Origin of the sequence: Acidovorax sp. Root402, from assembly GCF_001425125.1 — a bacterium.
Taxonomy (GTDB): domain Bacteria; phylum Pseudomonadota; class Gammaproteobacteria; order Burkholderiales; family Burkholderiaceae_C; genus Acidovorax; species Acidovorax delafieldii.
Window position 1 is genome coordinate 98167 of sequence record NZ_LMDQ01000019.1, and the last position, 20193, is coordinate 118359.

Below are 20193 nucleotides of genomic sequence, written 5' to 3' on the forward strand. Positions count from 1 at the left end.
CCCCTTTAGGGGGATGCCGCGCAGCGGCTCAGGGGGGAGACCTGTACAACGCCTGCAGCGTCGTCCGAATCAGCTCTGCCATCGCCTGCTGCGTGAGTGTGGCCGGCCGTTGCGAGCTGACAGCCATGAACAGCTTGCTGCGCAGGCGGGTGCTGCCGCCCTCCTCCTCGCCGTCCCCATCGCTGCCCGCGCCGTGGATGGGCCGGGTACTGAACACTTCCGATTTGCCCGACGTGGTGACCGCATTCATGGGCAGCACCGCGCAGCCCGCGCCATCGGCCACCAGGTCCAGGATGGCGGCCACGCCGTCGATCTCCAGGCTGATCTGCGGGCGCTTGCCGCGCGCGGCCAGTTCGGATTCCACCAGCATGCGGATGGAGTTGGGGCGCGTGGGGATGACCAGCGGAAAGCGCGGCAGCTCGTCCAGCGGCAGGGGCGTGCGGGCCAGGGCATCGGCCTCCGCCTCGCTCTGGCCTGGGGCGCGGCGCTGCACCAGAAACAGGTCTTCCTCCAGCAGCGCCGTGGTCTCGATGCCCGGCGCGGGCGTGGTGTTGTAAAGCAGTGCGATGTCGAGCAGCCCGGTGGTCAGCGATTCGCGCATGGCCACCGACAGGCCCTCGCTGATGGCCAGCGCCGCGTCGGGCATCTTCACGCGGAAGGCGCGGGTCAGCGGCACGGTCAGCACCTTGGCAATGCTGGGCGGCAGGCCGATGGCCACGCGCCCGGCCAGGGCGCCGCGCACGCGGCCCAGCTCCTCGCGGGCGCGCTCCACCTGGTGCAGGATGCCGCGCCCGTGCTCCAGCAGCAGCTTGCCCGCCTCGGTGGGCGTGGCGCCCCGGCCGTTGCGCACCAGCAGGTTCTGGCGCAGCTCCACCTCCAGCAGGCGCACCTGGCGGCTCAGGGCGGGCTGGGCGATGTCCAGTACCACCGAGGCGCGGGTAAAGCTGCCCAGCTCGGCCACCCGCACAAAGTATTCGATCTGCTTGAGGTCCATGGCAAGGCTCTCTGCTATTTGCAATAGCTGTAGGTCAACGATCACGGAATGATATATCTGGTAGTGCCGGTGCCGCCTTCATGTTTGGGCTGCGGCTGCCCACAATCGGCGGCATGTATACAACTGCACGCACCGCCTGGGCCATCCGCAGCCCAGCAGGAGACAACGCATGACGGCGCCAGTGATCCGAGGCATTTCTTCCATGGCCACGCGCCAAGTGCTGGCAGACCTGGTGGCCGGTTTTGCGCAGCAGTCGGGCACGCAGGCCGCCATCGAATCGGTGGGCGGTGTCGACGCCGCCAAGCGTGTGGCGGCCGGTGAGGCATTCGACGTGGTGATCCTCGCCTCCGACGCCATCGACAAGCTTTTGGCTGCGGGCCATCTGGTGCCCGGCAGCAAGGTGGACTGGGTGCACTCCGGCGTGGCCGTGGCCGTGCCTGCCGGCGCGCCGCTGCCCGACCTGTCCAGCGAAGACGCCGTGCGCGCTGCCGTGCTGGCCGCGCCCAGCATCAGCCTGTCCACCGGCCCCAGCGGCGTGGCGCTGGCCAAGCTGTTCGAGCGCTGGGGCATTGCCGATCAGATTGCCCCGCGCATGGTGCAGGCGCCCCCCGGCGTGCCCGTGGGCTCGCTGGTGGCCAAGGGCGAGGTGGCGTTGGGCTTTCAGCAACTGAGTGAGCTGCTGCACGTGCAGGGCATCCAGATCGTGGGCCCGCTGCCACCGGCCATCCAGATCACCACCACGTTTTCCGCAGGCGTTGGCGTGCATTCGCAACAGGTGGATGCAGCACGTGCGTTGCTGGCTTACCTGGCCTCTCCCGCTGCGGCGGACGCCAAGCAAAAGCAGGGCATGACCCCCGCCTGACCGATCACAAGAACACCTTCCAGGAGCACCCAAAAATGAGCCTTATCATCGACTGCCACGGCCACTACACCACGGCCCCCAAGGCGCTGGAGAACTGGCGCAATGCGCAGATCGCCGGCATCAAAGACCCCGCAGCCATGCCCAAAGTGGCAGACCTGCACATCAGCGACGACGAGCTGCGCGAGTCCATCGAGACCAACCAGCTCAAGCTGATGAAAGAGCGCGGCAGCGACATCACGCTGTTCAGCCCGCGCGCCAGCTTCATGGCCCACCACATTGGCGACTTCAATGTGTCCAGCACCTGGGCCGCCATCTGCAACGAGCTGTGCTATCGGGTCTCTACGCTGTTCCCCGACCACTTCGTGCCCGTGGCCATGCTGCCGCAAAGCCCCGGTGTCGATCCCGCGACCTGCATCCCCGAGCTGGAAAAGTGCGTGCACGAATACGGCGCCGTGGGCATCAACCTGAACCCAGACCCTTCCGGCGGCCACTGGACCAGCCCCCCGTTGACCGACAAGCACTGGTACCCCATCTACGAAAAGATGGTGGAGTACGACCTGCCCGCCATGATCCACGTGAGCACCAGCTGCAACGCGTGCTTTCACACCACCGGCGCGCACTACCTGAACGCCGACACCACGGCCTTCATGCAGCTCATCCAGGGCGACCTGTTCAAGGACTTCCCCACGCTCAAGTTCCTGATTCCGCACGGCGGCGGCGCGGTGCCCTATCACTGGGGCCGCTTCCGGGGCCTGGCGCAGGAGATGAAGAAGCCGCTGCTCGACGAGCACCTGATGAACAACGTGTTCTTCGACACCTGCGTGTACCACCAGCCCGGCATCGACCTGCTGAACACCGTGATTCCGGTGAAGAACGTGCTGTTTGCCAGCGAAATGATCGGCGCGGTGCGGGGCATTGACCCCACCACCGGCAACTACTACGACGACACCAAGCGCTACATCGAGGCCTCCACCATCCTGAGTGCCGACGACAAGCACCAGATCTACGAAGCCAACACGCGCCGCGTGTTCTCCCGACTCGATTCACGCCTGAAGGCAAAGGGGCTCTGACATGTTTGAACTTGGCGTTGTCTATCGCAACATCACCCGCGCTGACCGCGCAGCCGCTGACGGCCTGGCTGCCCTCGGCTCGGCCACCGTGCACGAGGCCATGGGCCGCGTGGGCCTGCTCAAGCCCTATATGCGTCCCATCTACAGCGGCCAGCAGGTCAGCGGCACGGCCGTCACCGTGCTGCTGCAGCCTGGCGACAACTGGATGATGCATGTGGCGGCCGAGCAGATCCAGCCCGGCGACATCGTGGTGGCGGCCGTCACCTCGGAGTGCACCGACGGCTACTTTGGCGACCTGCTGGCCACCAGCTTCCAGGCCCGGGGCGCGCGAGCGCTCATCATCGACGCCGGTGTGCGCGACGTGAAGACGCTGCAGGAGATGAACTTCCCCGTGTGGAGCCGCGCGATCAGCAGCAAGGGCACCATCAAGGCCACGCTGGGCTCGGTCAACATCCCCGTGGTGTGCGCCGGTGCACTGGTCACGCCGGGCGACGTGATCGTGGCCGACGACGACGGTGTGGTGTGTGTGCCCGCCGCCCGCGCGGCCGAGACCCTGGCCGCCGCGCAAAAGCGCGAGAGCTTTGAGGGCGAGAAGCGCGCCAAGCTCGCCAGCGGCGTGCTGGGCCTGGACATGTACAACATGCGCCCCGGCCTGGAGAAGGCGGGCCTCAAGTACATCGATTGAGCGGTTTTTCAGTCTTTTGGGCTGCAGGCGCTAGTCAATCATGTGCCTGCAGCTATGTAATTCATAGCAAACAGCTTCTTTTTTCCATGCGTTGTTCCGTGTCTCCTGTTTCTCTTTCCCGCCGTGTGGGCCTGGCCGTGGGCCTGGCCACAGCCCTGGGCTGTGTGCCCCAGTTCGCCTCGGCGCAGGCGTTTCCGTCCAAGCCCGTGCGCATCATCACGCCGTTCCCCGTGGGTGGTGGGCCGGACGGCGTGGCCCGCCTGGTGGCCGACAAGTTGTCCAAAAGCTGGGGCCAGCCCGTGGTCGTCGAGAACCGCCCCGGTGGCAACGGCTTCATCGCCATCGACGCGTTCAAGCGCGGCGCCAAGGATGGGCATGACCTGATCGTGCTCGACAACGTGCACCTGGCCGCCTACCCCAGCCTGTTCAATAAGCTGCCTTACGACACGGCCAAGGACTTCGACACACTGCTGCCGCTGTTCAAGACCTACTTCTTCTTCACCGTGGCCGCCAACAGCAAGTACAAGGCCGTGAGCGACATCGTGGCCGACGCCAAGGCCAACCCCGGCAAGCTCAACTACGGCTCCTGGTCCATCGGCAACCCGGTGCACCTGGGCTCCGAGCTGTTTGAAAGCGCCACCGGCACGCAGATGGAGCACGTGCTCTACAAAGAGACCACGCAGCTTTACACCTCGGTCTCCACCGGCGAGCTGTCGTTTGCGCTGGGCAGCGCTGCCACCGCAGGGCCACTGCAGCGCGCGGGCAAGCTGCGCTTTCTGGCCGTCACCGCGCCGCAGCGCCTGGCCAGCTTTCCGGATGTGCCCACCGTGGGCGAATCGGGTGGCCCCAAGGGCTTTGAGGTGACGGGCTGGAACGCCATCGCCGTGCCGCCCGGCCTGCCCGCTGCCGTGACCGACAAGATCCGCAAGGACATCGAGCAGGCCCTGTCCGGCGCCGATGTGCAGGAGAAGTTCAAGAGCTTTGGCTACGAGCCCTTCCCCACAACGCGCGCGCAGTTCGCCCAGTTCGTCAAGGACGAGAGCCAGCGTTTTGGCGACGTGATCAAGAAGGCCAACGTGTCCCTCGACTGACCTGCCCCACCCAGCAACCAAGGACCCACGCCCATGAGCGAATTCACCAAGACCCCCGGCTGGCTGGACTGGTACGCCGGCCCCAGCAAACCCCGCTTCCAGGTGCCTGCGGGCGCCGTGGACGCGCACTGTCACGTGTTCGGCCCCGGTGCCGAGTTCCCCTACGCACCCGAGCGCAAGTACACGCCCTGCGATGCGAGCAAGGCGCAGCTCTATGCACTGCGCGACCACCTGGGCTTTGCGCGCAACGTGGTGGTGCAGGCCACCTGCCACGGCGCGGACAACCGCGCCATGGTCGATGCGCTGGTGCACTCGGGCGGCAAGGCGCGCGGCGTCGCCACCGTGCGCCGTTCGGTGACCGACGAGGAACTGCAGGCCATGCACGACGCCGGCGTGCGCGGCGTGCGCTTCAACTTCGTCAAGCGCCTGGTGGACTTCACGCCCAAGGACGAGCTGATGGAGATTGCCGCGCGCATCGCCAAGCTCGGCTGGCACGTGGTGATCTACTTCGAGGCCGTGGACCTTCCCGAGCTGTGGGACTTCTTCACTGCGCTGCCCACCACCGTGGTGGTGGACCACATGGGCCGCCCCGATGTGAACAAGCCGGTGGACGGACCGGAGTTTGAGCTGTTCCTGAAGTTCATGCGCCAGCACCCCAATGTGTGGAGCAAGGTGAGCTGCCCCGAGCGCCTCTCCGTGACTGGCCCCAAGGCCCTGAACGGCGAGCAAAATGCCTACACCGACGTGATCCCGTTCGCCCGCAAGGTGGTCGCAGAGTTCCCCGACCGCGTGCTCTGGGGCACCGACTGGCCGCACCCCAACCTCAAGGACCACATGCCCGACGACGGCCTGCTGGTGGACTTCATTCCGCACATCGCCCCCACGGCCGAGCTGCAGCAAAAGCTGCTGGTGGATAACCCCATGCGCCTCTACTGGCCTGAAGAAGTGACAAAGAAAGGCTGATGCCATGCCACTCGACAAACCCTACCTGGACGTGCCCGGCACGACCATCTTCGACGCCGAGCAAAGCCGCAAGGGCTACTGGCTCAACCAGTTCTGCATGAGCCTGATGAAGGCCGGCAACCGCGAGCGTTTCAAGGCCAACGAACGCGCCTACCTCGATGAATGGGCGATGACCGAAGAGCAGAAGCAAGCTGTGCTGGCACGCGACCTGAACTGGTGCATCCGCCTGGGCGGCAACATCTACTTTCTGGCCAAGATCGGCGCCACCGATGGCAAGAGCTTCCAGCAGATGGCGGGCAGCATGACCGGCATGACCGAAGAGGAATACCGCAACATGATGATCAGCGGCGGCCGCTCGGCCAATGGCAACCGCGTGATCGGCGAAGACGGCGACGCACAGGCACACCGCCAGCCACAAGGCGCTGCCGGCAAGAAAGGAAACTGACCATGGCCAAGATCACCGCCTCCGTGTTCACGTCGCACGTGCCTGCCATTGGCGCTGCGCTGGACCTGGGCAAGACGCAGGAAGACTACTGGAAGCCGCTGTTCGCGGGCTACGACTTCTCCAAGCAATGGATGAAGGACAACAAGCCCGACGTGATCTTCCTGGTCTACAACGACCACGCCACGGCCTTCAGCCTGGAGATGATCCCTACGTTCGCCATCGGCACGGCCGCGCAGTTCCAGCCCGCCGACGAGGGCTGGGGCCCCCGCCCTGTGCCTGTGGTGCAGGGCCACCCCGACCTGGCCGCGCACATTGCCCAGTCGGTCATCCAGCAGGACTTTGACCTCACCATCGTCAACAAGATGGACGTGGACCACGGCCTCACCGTGCCGCTGTCTCTGATGTGCGGCCAGCAAGACCCGAAGACGGGCGCCTGGCCCTGCCCGGTGATCCCGTTCGCCGTCAACGTGGTGCAGTACCCCGTGCCCAGCGGCCGCCGCTGCTACAACCTGGGCCAGGCGATCCGCAAGGCGGTGGAGAGCTACGACGAAGACCTGAATGTGCACATCTGGGGCACGGGCGGCATGAGCCACCAGCTGCAGGGCCCGCGCGCAGGTCTCATCAACAAAGAGTTTGACAACGCCTTCCTCGACAAGCTCATCAACGACCCCGAGGCCGCCGCCAGCATCCCGCACATCGACTATGTGCGCGAAGCGGGCAGCGAAGGCATCGAACTCGTGATGTGGCTCATCGCCCGCGGCGCCATGGCCGATGTGGCTGGTGGCAAGCCGCCCAAGCTGGCGCACCGCTTCTACCATGTGCCCGCGTCCAACACCGCCGTGGGCCACCTGATTCTTGAGAACACCTAAAAAACACGCCAAAGGACACACACCATGACCATCAAAGTCGCACTCGCCGGCGCTGGCGCCTTCGGCATCAAGCACCTGGACGGCATCAAGAACATTGACGGCGTCGAAGTCGTCTCCCTCATCAGCCGCGACCTGGCCAAGACCCAGGAAGTGGCCGACAAGTACGGCATCAAGCATGTCACCACCGACCTGGCCGACAGCCTGGCGATCAAGGAAGTGGACGCCGTGATCCTGTGCACGCCCACGCAGATGCACGCCAGCCAGACCATCGCCTGCCTGGAAGCGGGCAAGCATGTGCAGGTCGAGATCCCGCTGTGCGATGTGCTGGCCGATGGCGAGAAGGTCATCGCCCTGCAAAAGCAGTCGGGCCTGGTGGCCATGTGTGGCCACACCCGCCGCTTCAACCCCAGCCACCAGTACGTGCACAAAAAGATCACGGCAGGCGAGTTCAACATCCAGCAGATGGATGTGCAGACCTACTTCTTCCGCCGCACCAACATGAACGCGCTGGGCCAGGCCCGCAGCTGGACGGACCACCTGCTGTGGCACCACGCTGCCCACACGGTGGACCTGTTCGCCTACCAGGCCGGCAGCCCCATCGTGAAGGCCAACGCCATCCAGGGCCCCATCCACCCCACGCTGGGCATTGCGATGGACATGAGCATCCAGCTCAAGGCCGCCAACGGTGCCATCTGCACGCTGTCGCTCTCGTTCAACAACGACGGCCCGCTCGGCACCTTCTTCCGCTACATCGGCGACACGGCTACCTACATTGCCCGCTACGACGACCTGGTGAATGGCAAGGAAGAGAAGATCGACGTGAGCAAGGTTGATGTGAGCATGAACGGCATCGAGCTGCAGGACCGCGAGTTCTTCGCCGCCATCCGCGAAGGCCGCGAGCCCAACGCCAGCGTGGCCCAGGTGCTGCCGTGCTACCAGGTGCTGCACGACCTGGAGCTGCAGCTCAACGCAGGCTGATTGCAAGCCCAATTGGCTGCTGGCGCTTTTATATCAAGCGCCAGCAGCTATGCATTTGATAGTTAGGGGTGCCTGGCATCACCCCTTCAATGCCGCCTTGTGCTCGATGATGCGTGAGACCAGGCCGTAGTCCACGGCCTCTTCGGCCGACAGCCAGCGGTCGCGCTCGATGTCTGCCAGCACCACCTCCAGCGGCTTGCCGGTCTGCCGAGCGATGGTGCCCGCAATCCGCTCACGTGCTTTCACCATCTCGCGCGCCTGGATGGCGATGTCGCTGGCCGGGCCACCCGCACCGCCGCTGGGCTGGTGGATCAGAAATCGCGTGTTGGGCAGGCAGAACCGCCGCTCGCGGGGTGCCGCCAGGTACAGGTGTGTGGCCGCACTGCCCACCCAGCCGGTGCCGATCATGTTCACCTGCGCAGTGATGAAGCGCACCAGGTCATGGATCGTGTCGCCCGACTCCAGGTGCCCGCCGGGCGAGCTCACCAGCATGTCGATGGGCTCGGCGCTCTCGGCATCCAGCGCAATCAGCCGCCGCGCCACATCGGCGGCCAGGGTGTCGGTGATGGTGCCAAAGACCAGCAGGGTGCGGGCCTTGAAGGCTTTTTCTTCCAGGTAAGACGTGCGCGGTTCGGCGCCTTGGGTGGGGGCTGGAGCGGGTGTGGTGGTGTCTGGCGTGTCCATGGGGCAAGTCCTTGCGAGTGATAGGACTGCCTTGACGAACGAGAGACGCCGGGCGTGACATTTCTCTGCGCTTGCATATCCAGGCCAGCGCTGCAGTGCGGACCCACTGGCCCGCACTGCGCCCCTCGGACTGTTCAGCCTGCGGCCACGCGTTGCCCCGGCGCAATGGTGGGGGGCGCGGCATTCAGCGTCTCGATCGCAAAGCCCGCCGCCGCCTTGTAGCGGGCCATGAAGCCCTCGCGTTCCTCACGTGGCAGCACGTCGTCAATGTGGTCGAACACCCCGCCGCAGCGCTCGTCCACCAGCCCCAGCAGACCAAACGGGCCGGAGCCCCGGTTGCGCAGCACCAGCGCAGAGATGTCCTTGCACAGCTTGTCGTCATAGGCACGCAGCGCCTGCGGGCCCACACCGTGCGCGATGAGCTGCGCCCCCAGCACGCGCGCATCCACGATGGCCTGGCTGGCACCGTTGGAGCCTACGGGGTACATCACATGCGCCGCGTCGCCCAGCAGCGCCACGCGGCCGTCCACCCAGGTGGGCACGGGGTCGCGGTCGATCATGGGGTATTCAAAAATGTCCTTGGCGCCGCGCAGCATGGCGGGCACGTCCAGCCAGCTGTAGTTCCAGCCCTCGAAGTGGTGGATGAACTCCTCCAGCGCCACGCGCCGGTTCCAGTCGCCGTGCTGCCAGCCGCCCTGGTTGTCCACCGTGATCTCGGCGATCCAGTTGATGGTGGCCAGGCCTGTGGCCGGGTCGGGCGGGGTGATGGGGTAGAACACCACACGGTGCCGCAGCGAGCCCACGCCCACAAACGACGCGCCCGTGCGCACCGGCACCCCCGGCGTGGTGCCGCGCCACATGATGGCGCCGCCCCACTGGATGGGCGGCTGCGTGGGGTGCATCTGCGCCCGCACGGCCGAGTGCAGGCCATCGGCGGCAATCAGCAGCGAGCCGGCTACTTCACGCTTCTCTCCGTCGCGTGTCTCGACAATGGCAGTGACGCCGTTCGCATCCTGCCGGTAGCCCACCACCCGCTGCCCCAGCTGCAATGCGTCGGTTCCCAGGCGCTCTCGCGCGGCGTTGAACAGCATCATCTGCAGCTGCCCCCGGTGCACCGAATACTGGGGCCAATGGTAGCCCGCGTCCAGCCCGCGTGGCTCGGCGTACACCTCGTTGCCGTTGCGACCCACCAGCGCCCATTCGCGCGCCTGCAGGCCGATCGTGTCCAGCACCTCGTTGCCAAACCCCAGGTCGTGCAGTTCTCGCACGGCGTTGGGCTGCAGGTTGATGCCCACGCCCAGCGGCTGCAGCTCGGGCACCGTTTCAAAGACGATGCAGGGCACGCCGATCTGGTGCAGGGTCAGGGCAGTGGCCATGCCACCGATACCGCCGCCAGCGATCAGGACGGGGCGGGGCGAGGAGGGGGGTGAAGTAGGAGTAGGTGCGCCAGACATGCCGAGATTGTCCATGGAACGGCGGGTGGAGCTTGTCGCGGACGCCGCAGGCGAATCGGGGGAATAGCAGGTGGCTTTTTGCTGCGGGTTGTGCCCGTTCAGCCAGTCTTGTCAGGCGTAGCTACCTATGTTGCTCCCAGACCAGAGGGGCAGGCTGCATTGCAACTGCTGGGGGGCATTGGGGTGGGTGCTATCGGCCAGAACCGGAACTTGCGGCTCCAGGGTACGTGAAGAACGCCCCGGGGCCTTCAACCCATTTGGCTGCGTACTTGGTGCAGAAAATTCATGGCAACGTATTCGCCGTCCGTGTTCACTTTGACCGTCGACGCACGAAGGGTCAGATACGCCGCGATAGTGTTCTCCAGCGCTTCCAACAATGCGGGAGCATTCAGAGTAGCAACCGTGTTTGCCAGCAATGACGCCAACTCTGGTACTAGTTCTACCCGCCGAACACCGATGGGTGCCTTGCCCGCACGTTCAAGCCCAAGCGGTCCAAGCACGCACCCGCGCAAAAAAGAGAAGAAGTCCAACGCCTCCTGCAGTTCTCCGCGGGCAATCTTCGAGGCGCCGTAGTGCACCCACACCCAGAATCGATCTTCGATCCACTGGTGGTCGGGCGGGGGAAATGCTTGCTTCCCGTGGGCTAGTGCCTCGGTCAGCCGCACATCGCGCTCCCACAACACGGTGGGTTGGTCGGACCGGTCTTTCAGATCCTCAATGCGAACAAACTTGAGGTCAACATGAAGGGCGGGTGGTCCGTAAAGGCAGATCAGTAAGCGTGGCTCGCCGACGTGCTCGCCTGTGAACGCTGCCACCAGCCGCCCGAGCTTGGAAGCGACTTGCTTGCGGCTCTGCATCACCTCGTCAAAGCTCGCGCCCTCGCACACGACGACCAAATCTAGATCGCTGTAGTCGTCCATCAGGTCTGCAGAATAGGAGCCGGCCGCTGCAACACCGACAACCCGGGAGTCTGCTGCCAAGATAGAGACAGCGCGATCGAGGAAATCGCGGTGGAGTTGGGGCGTGGAACGAGGGTGATGGATCAACATGTTGAGACTTTACAGAAGTCCGCCACACCGATCGATTGGTACGCTACGCGCAAGGTCTGCTTTGGGCCTGAGCCCTTCCTTCGACCCAACGCCGGATCCTTGCATTCGTCCATCAACTGCTGTCCTAGTCTGCTTTGGGTCTGCCTGTGGCACCATGCTCCGATGCGAAAAGACGAACACACCGTGGCGCTCGTAGGCGCCAGCCGCAGTGCCTTGGTGCGCGCCGCCACGCGCCTTCTAGGCCCGGCCGATGCTGAAGACGCGGTGCAGGACGCCTATGTGCGCGCGCTGGAGGTCAATGCCTCTGCGCTCAATGCTGCCCAGGCCTGGCTGCTGACAGTGGTGCGCAATCTGGCCATCGACCGTTTGCGGCGGCGCCAGTGGATGGCGCAATGGCTGGCTGAAGCCGTTCAGAGCGTGCACGCCGATGTCGCTGGCGCGGTCGCACCTTCTGCGGAGGCCGATGCTGCTCTTGCGCAGCAGGCCACGCTGGCGCTGCGGCGACTGGCAGAGTGTGTAACGCCCGCGGAGGGCGCTGCGGTGTTGCTGCATGCGGTGTTCGACGCCAGCCATGCAGAGCTGGCGCAGGCCAGTGGCCGCACTGAGGCGGCCAGCCGTCAGCAACTGCGCCGCGCGTTGCAGCGCCTGCGGCCGGCTCCGGAGTGCAGCGAAGCCAGCGATGAGCCCCGGGGCGTCAACGCAGCAGTGCTGCGCCTGTACCTGCAGTCCCTGCAATCGCGAGACCCACAGACACTGTGGGCGCTGCTGCGCCAGCCGCCCGTCAGCGCGGGGGCGGTGCATGCCGCAGCCCAGGCGATGCAGCTTGTGCCACCGCGTGCCCAGCACGCAAGCGCCACTGTGGGTGGGGTGGTGCAGGTAGGCGGGCAGTTGGGGCTGGTGCTCACGCTTGATGGTGTGACGCTGTGCGTGGTGCCGCTGGGGCCACACGCTGAGCAAGTGCATGACGCCGTGGTGGCCTGACCCGCGCACCTGCAGCTGCCACTGGTAGGAAGAAGGCAAGACGGAAGGACGTTTGCAGCACCATGATCCAGCAGCCCGCGCCCACCTTCTTTGCCACCCCGCAGGCGTTCCGCGATTGGCTGGAGCGCCACGCCGCCAGCGCGACGGAGCTGCTGGTGGGTTTTCACAAGGTGGGCTCGGGCCGCCCCAGCATGGGCTGGCCGGAGTCGGTGGACGAAGCGCTGTGCTTTGGGTGGATCGATGGCATTCGGCGGCGTATTGACGAGCACACGTATTCGATCCGCTTCACGCCGCGCAAGCCGTCGTCGATCTGGAGTGCGGTCAACATCGCCAAGGTGGAGCAGTTGCAGGCGGCAGGCCGCATGACGCCTGCGGGGCTGGCCGCCTTCGCGCACCGCAAGGCAGACAAGTCGGCCATCTACTCGCACGAGCAGGCGGGGGCGGCCGAGCTGCCGGTGGCGCTGCAACGCACGTTCCAGCGCAACAAGGCCGCGTGGCGGTACTTTCAGGAATCCACACCGCCCAGCTACCGCAAGGTGATGCTGCACTGGGTCACATCCGCCAAACGCGATGCGACCCGGGAGGCGCGGTTTGCGCAGCTGGTGGCCGCCTGTGCTGCGGGCGAGCGCATTGAGCTGTGGGCGAAGCGGCCACCCGTTGCAAAGGCTTAGCCCAGCCTCCAAGCCCGAGCCACCCGGTGGGTTGCCGCGCTTGCCGTAAGCTCGCAGCATGCAACAAAGAAACCTTGGACCTTTCTCCGTCTCGGCCATCGGCCTGGGCTGCATGAACCTGTCGCACGCCTATGGCGCCCCGGTGTCTGCCGAGCAGGGCGAACGCGTGCTGCTGGCCGCGCTGGATGCGGGCGTGACGCTGTTCGACACCGCCACGCTGTACGGCTTTGGCGCCAACGAAACCCTGGTGGGCCGTGTGCTGAAGCAGCACCGCAGCCGTTTCACCCTGGCCAGCAAATGCGGCATGCAGGGCGTGGATGTGAATGGCGACGGCAAGCTGGTGCGCGTGATCGACGGCCGCCCCGCCACGCTGCGCCAGACCTGCGAAGACAGCCTGCGCCGCCTGCAGACCGACGTGATCGACCTGTACTACCTGCACCGCTGGGACAAGAAGGTGCCCATTGAAGACAGCGTGGGCGCACTGGCCGACCTGGTGCGCGCGGGCAAGATCCGCAGCATCGGCCTGTCGGAGGTGTCGGCCGCCACGCTGCGCAAGGCGCACGCGGTGCACCCCATTGCTGCGGTGCAGACCGAGTATTCGCTCTGGACGCGCAACCCCGAGATTGCTGTGCTGGACGCCTGCCGAGAACTGGGCGCCGCCTTTGTGGCGTTCAGCCCCGTGGCGCGGGGCTTTCTGTGTGGCGATCTGCGCGATGTGAGCACGCTGGATGCCAAGGATATCCGCCGCGCCATGCCCCGTTTTGCGCCCGACGCCTATGCCGCCAATCTGAATCTGCTCGACGGCTATCAAGCCATTGCGCACGATATGGGTTGCACCCCCGCCCAGCTGGCGCTGGCGTGGCTGCTGCACAAGGCCGAGCACATCATTCCCATCCCAGGCACCACCAGTGTGGAGCATTTGCAGGACGACCTGGGTGCTGCCAACGTGCGGCTGGACGCCGCCACCATGGCGCGGCTGGATGCGCTGATCAACGAGCGCACGGTAGTGGGCCAGCGCTACAACGCACAATCCGCGAGCGAAGTCGATACCGAAACGTTTGAAGACCGCGCAGCTTAGGCGGCGCGGTCTTTGTGGGCTTCAGTGCAGGTTCACTGCAGCTTCAATACGGCTTCACGGTAGGACTTTTTGTGGGGCCTCAACGGCCTCGCAAATTGCCCTTGTCATCGGCAATCACGATCTCCACACGGCGGTTCATGGCGCGGCCTTCGGGCGACGCGTTGTCAGCCACCGGGTGGGCCTTGCCGTAGCCGCGTGCGGCGATGCGGCTGCTGTCCACGCCGCGCTGCACCAACGCATCGCGCACGGCCTGCGCGCGGCGGTCTGACAGGTCCTGGTTGTAGCTGTCGCCACCCACGCTGTCGGTGTAGCCCTCGATCAACAGCTTGCGGTCCGGGAACTGTTTGAGAAAGTTCGCCAGCTTGTCCAGGCGCGGGCCGGCCTGGGCCGAGAGCTCGGCCTTGTTGAAGGCAAACAGCACATCGCCCAAGGTCACCAGCAGGCCGCGTTCGGTCTGCTGGGCTTCGAGTTCGCGCAATTGCGCTTCGAGTGCGCGCACGCGGTCTTGTGCCGCATTGGCCTGGGCCATGGCAGCGGTGGCTTGCGCCTGCTGTTGTGCGGCGCGTTGCTCGGCGCTCATCGCCTGCTGCTGGGCTTGCTGGGCGCGCAGGCGGGCCGCGTCAGCCTCTTGGGTGCGGGCCTGCAGACGGATGCGGTCGGCTTCGCTGCCTGCCTGTTGGATGTTGGCATCGAGCTGGCGTGCGCGGGCTGCATTGGTGGCGATCTCGGCGCGTTGGCGGGCGATGTACGCCAGGTGGTTGGTCTCGGACGTGTCGCGGTCATCGGCCCACACGCGGTCGGCCTTGGCCAGTGCGTCGGTGGCCTGCTTCAGTTCGAGCTGCGCGTACTGGTTGACGGCCGGGTCTCCTGCAGCGGTGCTCACTGCGGTACGGGCCTCTTCCAGCGCGGGCGATGGGGTGGTGCTGGCGCAGGCGGCCAGCAGGCCAACGGCAATCAGGCTGGTGCACAGGGCGGTGGTTCGGTGAAAAAAGCGGTGCATGGTCAGGTTTTCCTTGAAATGGGGTGGGGCAATCGCGGGGGCCTCAACGGTGTGTGCCTGAGGCGAAGCCAGGGGGCGCGGTGGCCCCATGGTTGGCGCTGGCTCAGCGGGGCGATCGGCGGTTGATTTCTTCTTGCAGTGCGCGGATACCGTCTTGCACTTGGGCGAGGTTGGCGGCATTGCTGGCCGCGTCTGCGCGGGTTTCAGCGACACGGGCATCTACCTCGGCCTCAGCGGCCAGGCGGCGTGCCGCCACATAGTCCTTCTCTGCCATCGCTTTTTCGGCCTGCATCAGCTTCTCGCGTGCTTGCTGCAGCTGCACGGGGGCGCTGGTGGCCACAGCCGGGGCAGCCGCCACGCGGTTGACAGTGGTGCGGGTGACCGCCATCTGTTCGGTGGGCGCCGGGGTGGAAGAACAGGCGGCCAGTGCGCCCAGTGCGAGTGCTGCTGTGGCGGTACGGATCAATGCGGATGAATGCATGGTGTGGTGGACTCCTCTGGAGGTGGTTGGGTAGGCCGTGCCGACGTATCGGGCGGGCCACCAGGGGGTTCTGGTGTTGGTGCATTGTTGGGGCAGGCCCGGCAAGCAGGCGTAGGCCCTGCCTCTGTATTGCTGTGGGGCATGTCTTACGAACACTTGCAAACAAGGCGCCCACCATTTGCGTGAAGGAGAGTGGCTTGTTGCGTTCGGGAACTCTTATCTCCCCCAGGTCTCGATCAATGACAGCACGCGCACGCAGCGTGTTGTTGCGGGTGCCCTTCCCCCGTACGCCACGTCCCATGGCCGGGCCTCTGCGCGGGCGCTGCGCACGCTCGCTCCATCACCGCAACACAACGAAGAGGAGAGTTACTGCATGCCGCCATCCACCTTTTTCACCTGGGTCCAGGAGACCACCTTTGCGGGCGTGCCGCTATGGAGCCTGTGTGTGGCCCTGGCGGCGGCTGTGGCCACCTACGCAACCATCCTGGTGGTGCTGCACCTGCTGACCCGGCGCGCCAAGGTGTGGGCCACGCAGTCGCACAGTGGCATGGCGCTGACCCTGGTGGATGTGCTGGAAGGCACGAGCCGCACGCTGATGCTGGTGGTGGCGCTGCTGGTGGGCGCAAGCCTGCTCGACCTGCCGGGCCGCTGGGAGAGCCGCCTGAGCCAGCTGTGGTTTGTGGCCGTGGCGCTGCAGATGGGCCTGTGGGGCATGCGCGCGATTGGCATAGGCGTACGCCGCTACGTGGAGCGGCACTCGTCCAGTGGCATGACGCAGGTCAGCGCCTCGGCCACGCTGATGTCGTGGGGGCTGCGCACGCTGCTGTGGAGCGTGGTGCTGCTGGCCATCTTGTCCAACGTGGGGGTGAACATCACGGCCTTCATCGCCAGCCTGGGGGTGGGCGGTATTGCCGTGGCGTTGGCGGTACAGAACATTCTGGGCGACCTGTTCGCATCGCTGGCGATTGCGGTGGACAAGCCTTTCGAGGTGGGCGACTTCATCGTGGTGGGCAATGTGTCGGGCACCGTGCAGGTGATTGGTCTCAAGACCACGCGCATCCGCAGTCTGCAGGGCGAGCAGATCGTGATGTCCAACACCGACCTGCTCAAACAGACCATCAGCAACTTCCGCATGCTGGAGCGGCGGCGCATCGTATTCACCTTTGGTGTGGCCTATGGCACTACCCCCGAGCAGGCCGAGGCCATTCCAGGCGTTGTGCGCAAGCTCATCGAGGCGCACCCGGAGCTGCGCTTTGACCGCGCACATTTCAAGGCGCTGGGCACCAACTCGCTGGACTATGAGGTGGTCTACATCGTCGAAGACCCGGCCTACAACCTTTACATGGACCTGCAGCAGTCCATCAACCTGGGGCTGCTGCGCGAGTTCAAAGCCATGGGCGTGGAATTTGCGTTTCCTACCCGCACGGTGCACATTGCCAGTGCGCCGCCGCAGGCACCTGCCGCTGCCATGCTCTGAGGCGGGGCAAGCCACCACAAACGCGCAGACGAAAAAAAGCCGGCAGCCTTTGCAGGCGACCGGCTTGAACAGGGTAGTTGCTTCTAGCGCTTTTTCAACTTCTCAAAAAAGCTTACTTGGCGACCACGCGCACCATTTCCAGGCACTTGTTCGAGTAGCCCCATTCGTTGTCGTACCAGCTCACGACCTTCACGAAGGTGCCGTCCAGCGCGATGCCGGCGTCAGCGTCAAAGATGGACGTGCGGGTATCGCCACGGAAGTCGGTGGCCACCACCTTGTCTTCGGTGTAACCCAGTACGCCCTTCAGGGCGCCTTCGGACTGGGCCTTCATTTCGGCCTTGATTTCTTCGTAGGTGGCAGCCTTGTCCAGCTCCACCGTCAGGTCCACCACCGACACGTCGGAGGTGGGCACGCGGAAGGACATGCCGGTCAGCTTCTTGTTCAGCGCAGGGATCACCACGCCCACGGCCTTGGCAGCGCCAGTGCTGGAGGGGATGATGTTTTCCAGAATGCCACGGCCGCCGCGCCAGTCCTTGTTCGAAGGGCCGTCCACGGTCTTTTGCGTGGCGGTGGCGGCGTGCACGGTGGTCATCAGGCCGCGCTTGATGCCCCACTTGTCGTTCAGCACCTTGGCCACGGGGGCCAGGCAGTTGGTGGTGCACGATGCGTTGGAGATGATGGCCTGGCCCGCGTACGTGTCGTGGTTCACGCCGAACACGAACATCGGGGTGTCGTCTTTCGACGGAGCCGACAGGATGACCTTTTTGGCGCCAGCGTCCAGGTGCTTCTGCGCGGTGACCTTGTCCAGAAACAGGCCGGTGGATTCGATCACCACGTCGGCGCCGACTTCGTTCCACTTCAGGTTGGCGGGGTCGCGCTCTTGCGTCAGGCGGATCTTCTTGCCGTTGACGATCAGGGTGTTGCCTTCCACGGCCACGGTGCCGTCGAAGCGGCCGTGCACCGAGTCGTACTGCAGCATGTACGCGAGGTACTCGGGCTCCAGCAGGTCGTTGATGCCCACGACTTCGATGTCGCTGAAGTTCTGGATGGCCGAGCGCAGCACGTTGCGGCCGATGCGGCCGAAGCCGTTGATACCAATCTTGATCGTCATAGGGAGCCTCTTCAAAGTTGCAAAGTCGAAATCATGAATTGGCCGCCGCGCGCCCGCTGGCAGCGGTGCGCAGCGGGCAAAGGGCGTTTTAACGGGCCTTCTTGGCGGGCTTCAGACGGGCCGCGCCGATGGCCACCAGCACTGCGTCGGCCACGTTCTCTTCGGTGAAGCCGAAGTGCTTGAACAGCACAGGCGCGGGGGCCGATTCACCGTAGGTGTCGATGCCCACCACGGCGGCGCAGCCGTACTTCCACCAGCCGTCGGTCACGCCCATTTCCACGGCCACGCGCGGCACGCCCGCAGGCAGCACACTGCTCTTGTACTTGGCATCTTCGCGGTCAAAGGTGGTGGTGCTGGGCATGGAGACCACGCGCACGCCGATCTTCTTGTCGGCCAGCAGGCGCTGGGCCTTCAGGGCCAGCTGCACTTCAGAGCCGGTGGCAATGATCACGGCCACGGGCTTCTTCTTGAGGCCCACGTCGGCAGGCTCGCTCAGCACGTAGGCGCCGCGCGAGATGTCGCCCAGGTCGCGCTTGGGCGCGTAGGGCAGGTTCTGGCGCGACAGGGCCAGCACGGTGGGCTTGTTGCGGTTGGACAGGGCTACGCTCCAGGCCACGGCGGTTTCGGCCGTGTCGGCAGGGCGCCACACATCCAGGTTCGGGATCAGGCGCAGGCTGGCCACGTGCTCGATGGACTGGTGCGTGGGGCCGTCTTCGCCCAGGCCGATGGAGTCGTGCGTGAACACGTGGATCACGCGCTGCTTCATCAGCGCTGCCATGCGGATGGCGTTGCGGCTGTAGTCGCTGAAGGTCAGGAAGGTGCCGCCGTAGGGGATGAAGCCGCCGTGCAGTGCCACGCCGTTCATGATGGCGGCCATGCCGAACTCGCGCACACCGTAGTTGATGTGGCGGCCACCGATCTTTTGGCCGTTTTCGAGCGCGGTCTGCACCACGTTGCCCTGCATGTCAAAGCGCAGATTGGGTGTGCTCTTGGTGTTGGTGAGGTTGGAGCCTGTCAAGTCGGCGCTGCCGCCCAGCAGTTCGGGCAGCGCAGCGGTGAAGGCTTCCAGCGCCAGCTGGCTGGCCTTGCGGCTGGCCACAGTCTCGCCCTTGGTGTGCGCTGCCACCACGGTGTCCACGGCCACTTGCGCAAAGTTGGCGGGCAGGTCGCCCTGCATGCGGCGGGTGTATTCGGCAGCCAGCTCGGGGAAAGCCTTGCTGTAGGCGGTAAACCGTTCGTTCCAGGTGGCTTCAGCGGCAGCGCCAGCGGCCTTGGCGTCCCAGCCGGCGTACACGTCTTCGGGGATCACGAAGGGCTCGCTGGTCCAGCCCAGTGCTTCGCGCGTGAGCTTGATTTCTTCGGCGCCCAGGGGCTCGCCGTGGGCCTTGGCGGTGTTCACGCGGTTGGGGCTGCCCTTGCCGATGTGTGTCTTGCACACGATGAGCGTGGGGCGCTCGGTCTGCTTCTTGGCTTCGACGATGGCTGCGGCCACCTTGTCGGCGTCGTGGCCATCAATGGGCCCGATCACGTTCCAGCCGCTGGCCACGAAGCGCAGGGGGGTGTTGTCGGCAAACCAGGGAGCAACCTGACCGTCGATGCTGATGCCGTTGTCGTCGTACAGGGCGATCAGCTTATTGAGCTTCCAGGCGCCCGCCAGCGACACGGCTTCATGGCTGATGCCTTCCATCAGGCAGCCGTCGCCCAGGAAGGCGTAGGTGTGGTGGTCCACCACGGCATGGCCTTCGCGGTTGAACTCCGCAGCCAGCAGCTTTTCGGCCAGCGCAAAGCCCACGGCATTGGTGATGCCCTGGCCCAGCGGGCCGGTGGTGGTTTCCACGCCGGGGGTGATGCCCACTTCGGGGTGGCCGGCGGTCTTGCTGTGCAACTGGCGGAAGTTCTTCAGCTCGCCGATGGGCAGGTCGTAGCCGGTGAGGTGCAGCAATGCGTACAGCAGCATCGAGCCGTGGCCGTTGGACAGCACAAACCGGTCGCGGTCAAACCACTGGGGGTTGGTGGGGTTGTGCTTGAGGTGGCGGCTCCACAGCGCCACGGCCATGTCGGCCATGCCCATGGGGGCGCCGGGGTGGCCGGAGTTGGCTTGTTGAACGGCGTCCATGGCCAATGCGCGGATCGCATTTGCCATCTGTTGGGATTGCTGGGTGTTGGCCATGGGGGGAGAGTTCAGGGTGGGTGAGTCGGGGGAAACCCGGCATTTTACCGAGGTGGCTTGCGCTCACCTGAATTCGCAGG

The 20193-nt window shown here is 65.4% G+C and carries 20 protein-coding genes; 12 read left to right on the forward strand and 8 right to left on the reverse strand.

Features of this window, described 5'->3' with window-relative positions:
* Positions 1 to 28 precede the first annotated feature (28 nt).
* On the reverse strand, positions 29 to 994 hold the full coding sequence (locus ASC83_RS22900) for a LysR substrate-binding domain-containing protein (protein ID WP_056067984.1): 966 nt from the start codon (positions 992 to 994) through the stop codon (positions 29 to 31).
* 169 nt (positions 995 to 1163) lie between these two features.
* Here ASC83_RS22900 and ASC83_RS22905 point away from each other — a divergent pair, with 169 nt between their 5' ends.
* The 8 genes from ASC83_RS22905 to ASC83_RS22940 all read left to right on the forward strand — a co-directional run bounded on the left by ASC83_RS22905 (position 1164) and on the right by ASC83_RS22940 (position 7957).
* The gene (locus ASC83_RS22905; RefSeq protein ID WP_082522575.1) at positions 1164 to 1856 is read left to right on the forward strand and encodes a substrate-binding domain-containing protein; all 693 of its coding nucleotides are present in this window, start codon (positions 1164 to 1166) and stop codon (positions 1854 to 1856) included.
* A 35-nt stretch (positions 1857 to 1891) separates the two neighbouring features.
* Positions 1892 to 2926, forward strand: coding sequence for an amidohydrolase family protein (locus tag ASC83_RS22910; protein WP_056067986.1), 1035 nt, complete (start codon positions 1892 to 1894; stop codon positions 2924 to 2926).
* A gap of 1 nt (position 2927) precedes the next feature.
* On the forward strand, positions 2928 to 3611 hold the full coding sequence (gene ligK / locus ASC83_RS22915) for a 4-carboxy-4-hydroxy-2-oxoadipate aldolase/oxaloacetate decarboxylase (RefSeq protein WP_056067987.1): 684 nt from the start codon (positions 2928 to 2930) through the stop codon (positions 3609 to 3611).
* Between the two features lie 86 nt (positions 3612 to 3697).
* The gene (locus ASC83_RS22920; RefSeq protein WP_056067990.1) at positions 3698 to 4702 is read left to right on the forward strand and encodes a tripartite tricarboxylate transporter substrate binding protein; all 1005 of its coding nucleotides are present in this window, start codon (positions 3698 to 3700) and stop codon (positions 4700 to 4702) included.
* Positions 4703 to 4735: 33 nt separating this feature from the next.
* Complete coding sequence (locus tag ASC83_RS22925) at positions 4736 to 5665, forward strand: amidohydrolase family protein (RefSeq protein WP_056067992.1); 930 nt, start codon at positions 4736 to 4738, stop codon at positions 5663 to 5665.
* 4 nt (positions 5666 to 5669) lie between these two features.
* Complete coding sequence (gene ligA, locus ASC83_RS22930) at positions 5670 to 6110, forward strand: protocatechuate 4,5-dioxygenase subunit alpha (RefSeq protein ID WP_056067994.1); 441 nt, start codon at positions 5670 to 5672, stop codon at positions 6108 to 6110.
* A 2-nt stretch (positions 6111 to 6112) separates the two neighbouring features.
* Positions 6113 to 6979: a class III extradiol dioxygenase subunit beta gene (locus ASC83_RS22935; protein ID WP_056067996.1), complete on the forward strand. Its 867-nt coding sequence runs from the start codon at positions 6113 to 6115 to the stop codon at positions 6977 to 6979.
* A 24-nt stretch (positions 6980 to 7003) separates the two neighbouring features.
* Positions 7004 to 7957 carry a Gfo/Idh/MocA family oxidoreductase gene (locus tag ASC83_RS22940; protein WP_056067998.1) on the forward strand — a complete coding sequence of 318 codons (954 nt, stop codon included), beginning with the start codon at positions 7004 to 7006 and terminating at the stop codon, positions 7955 to 7957.
* A gap of 78 nt (positions 7958 to 8035) precedes the next feature.
* Here ASC83_RS22940 and ASC83_RS22945 read toward each other — a convergent pair whose 3' ends face one another.
* From ASC83_RS22945 to ASC83_RS22955, 3 genes are all read right to left on the reverse strand, one after another.
* Positions 8036 to 8641, reverse strand: coding sequence for an ATP-dependent Clp protease proteolytic subunit (locus tag ASC83_RS22945; protein ID WP_056068000.1), 606 nt, complete (start codon positions 8639 to 8641; stop codon positions 8036 to 8038).
* A 134-nt stretch (positions 8642 to 8775) separates the two neighbouring features.
* The gene (locus ASC83_RS22950) at positions 8776 to 10095 is read right to left on the reverse strand and encodes a flavin-dependent oxidoreductase (RefSeq protein WP_056068002.1); all 1320 of its coding nucleotides are present in this window, start codon (positions 10093 to 10095) and stop codon (positions 8776 to 8778) included.
* A 248-nt stretch (positions 10096 to 10343) separates the two neighbouring features.
* Positions 10344 to 11144, reverse strand: a complete 801-nt coding sequence (locus tag ASC83_RS22955) for a nucleotidyltransferase domain-containing protein (RefSeq protein WP_082522576.1) — start codon at positions 11142 to 11144, stop codon at positions 10344 to 10346.
* 183 nt (positions 11145 to 11327) lie between these two features.
* On the opposite strand from ASC83_RS22955, the gene ASC83_RS22960 reads away from it, so the two are divergent.
* The 3 genes from ASC83_RS22960 to ASC83_RS22970 all read left to right on the forward strand — a co-directional run bounded on the left by ASC83_RS22960 (position 11328) and on the right by ASC83_RS22970 (position 13874).
* On the forward strand, positions 11328 to 12125 hold the full coding sequence (locus ASC83_RS22960; protein ID WP_369817021.1) for a sigma-70 family RNA polymerase sigma factor: 798 nt from the start codon (positions 11328 to 11330) through the stop codon (positions 12123 to 12125).
* Between the two features lie 62 nt (positions 12126 to 12187).
* Positions 12188 to 12796 carry a YdeI family protein gene (locus ASC83_RS22965; RefSeq protein ID WP_056068010.1) on the forward strand — a complete coding sequence of 203 codons (609 nt, stop codon included), beginning with the start codon at positions 12188 to 12190 and terminating at the stop codon, positions 12794 to 12796.
* Positions 12797 to 12854: 58 nt separating this feature from the next.
* Entirely contained in the window at positions 12855 to 13874 is a 1020-nt protein-coding gene (locus ASC83_RS22970; protein WP_056068011.1) for an aldo/keto reductase, read from the forward strand.
* A gap of 79 nt (positions 13875 to 13953) precedes the next feature.
* On the opposite strand, the gene ASC83_RS22975 is transcribed toward ASC83_RS22970, so the two are convergent.
* Both ASC83_RS22975 and ASC83_RS22980 read right to left on the reverse strand, forming a co-directional pair.
* Positions 13954 to 14874 carry an OmpA family protein gene (locus ASC83_RS22975; protein ID WP_056068140.1) on the reverse strand — a complete coding sequence of 307 codons (921 nt, stop codon included), beginning with the start codon at positions 14872 to 14874 and terminating at the stop codon, positions 13954 to 13956.
* Between the two features lie 103 nt (positions 14875 to 14977).
* Complete coding sequence (locus ASC83_RS22980) at positions 14978 to 15355, reverse strand: DUF4398 domain-containing protein (protein ID WP_056068013.1); 378 nt, start codon at positions 15353 to 15355, stop codon at positions 14978 to 14980.
* A 373-nt stretch (positions 15356 to 15728) separates the two neighbouring features.
* On the opposite strand from ASC83_RS22980, the gene ASC83_RS22985 reads away from it, so the two are divergent.
* On the forward strand, positions 15729 to 16832 hold the full coding sequence (locus ASC83_RS22985; RefSeq protein WP_056068015.1) for a mechanosensitive ion channel family protein: 1104 nt from the start codon (positions 15729 to 15731) through the stop codon (positions 16830 to 16832).
* Positions 16833 to 16944: 112 nt separating this feature from the next.
* Here ASC83_RS22985 and gap read toward each other — a convergent pair whose 3' ends face one another.
* Both gap and tkt read right to left on the reverse strand, forming a co-directional pair.
* Entirely contained in the window at positions 16945 to 17943 is a 999-nt protein-coding gene (gap, locus tag ASC83_RS22990) for a type I glyceraldehyde-3-phosphate dehydrogenase (protein WP_056068017.1), read from the reverse strand.
* 88 nt (positions 17944 to 18031) lie between these two features.
* A complete protein-coding gene (tkt, locus tag ASC83_RS22995) occupies positions 18032 to 20113 on the reverse strand; it encodes a transketolase (protein ID WP_056068020.1) in 2082 nt (693 codons plus the stop codon).
* Positions 20114 to 20193 lie beyond the last annotated feature (80 nt).

Coding starts and splice junctions, on each gene's coding strand:
- ASC83_RS22900 (WP_056067984.1), bottom strand. CDS start 994: ATGGACCTCAAGCAGATCGAATACTTTGTGCGGGTGGCCGAGCTGGGC.
- ASC83_RS22905 (WP_082522575.1), top strand. CDS start 1,164: ATGACGGCGCCAGTGATCCGAGGCATTTCTTCCATGGCCACGCGCCAA.
- ASC83_RS22910 (WP_056067986.1), top strand. CDS start 1,892: ATGAGCCTTATCATCGACTGCCACGGCCACTACACCACGGCCCCCAAG.
- ligK (WP_056067987.1), top strand. CDS start 2,928: ATGTTTGAACTTGGCGTTGTCTATCGCAACATCACCCGCGCTGACCGC.
- ASC83_RS22920 (WP_056067990.1), top strand. CDS start 3,698: ATGCGTTGTTCCGTGTCTCCTGTTTCTCTTTCCCGCCGTGTGGGCCTG.
- ASC83_RS22925 (WP_056067992.1), top strand. CDS start 4,736: ATGAGCGAATTCACCAAGACCCCCGGCTGGCTGGACTGGTACGCCGGC.
- ligA (WP_056067994.1), top strand. CDS start 5,670: ATGCCACTCGACAAACCCTACCTGGACGTGCCCGGCACGACCATCTTC.
- ASC83_RS22935 (WP_056067996.1), top strand. CDS start 6,113: ATGGCCAAGATCACCGCCTCCGTGTTCACGTCGCACGTGCCTGCCATT.
- ASC83_RS22940 (WP_056067998.1), top strand. CDS start 7,004: ATGACCATCAAAGTCGCACTCGCCGGCGCTGGCGCCTTCGGCATCAAG.
- ASC83_RS22945 (WP_056068000.1), bottom strand. CDS start 8,641: ATGGACACGCCAGACACCACCACACCCGCTCCAGCCCCCACCCAAGGC.
- ASC83_RS22950 (WP_056068002.1), bottom strand. CDS start 10,095: ATGTCTGGCGCACCTACTCCTACTTCACCCCCCTCCTCGCCCCGCCCC.
- ASC83_RS22955 (WP_082522576.1), bottom strand. CDS start 11,144: ATGTTGATCCATCACCCTCGTTCCACGCCCCAACTCCACCGCGATTTC.
- ASC83_RS22965 (WP_056068010.1), top strand. CDS start 12,188: ATGATCCAGCAGCCCGCGCCCACCTTCTTTGCCACCCCGCAGGCGTTC.
- ASC83_RS22970 (WP_056068011.1), top strand. CDS start 12,855: ATGCAACAAAGAAACCTTGGACCTTTCTCCGTCTCGGCCATCGGCCTG.
- ASC83_RS22975 (WP_056068140.1), bottom strand. CDS start 14,874: ATGCACCGCTTTTTTCACCGAACCACCGCCCTGTGCACCAGCCTGATT.
- ASC83_RS22980 (WP_056068013.1), bottom strand. CDS start 15,355: ATGCATTCATCCGCATTGATCCGTACCGCCACAGCAGCACTCGCACTG.
- ASC83_RS22985 (WP_056068015.1), top strand. CDS start 15,729: ATGCCGCCATCCACCTTTTTCACCTGGGTCCAGGAGACCACCTTTGCG.
- gap (WP_056068017.1), bottom strand. CDS start 17,943: ATGACGATCAAGATTGGTATCAACGGCTTCGGCCGCATCGGCCGCAAC.
- tkt (WP_056068020.1), bottom strand. CDS start 20,113: ATGGCCAACACCCAGCAATCCCAACAGATGGCAAATGCGATCCGCGCA.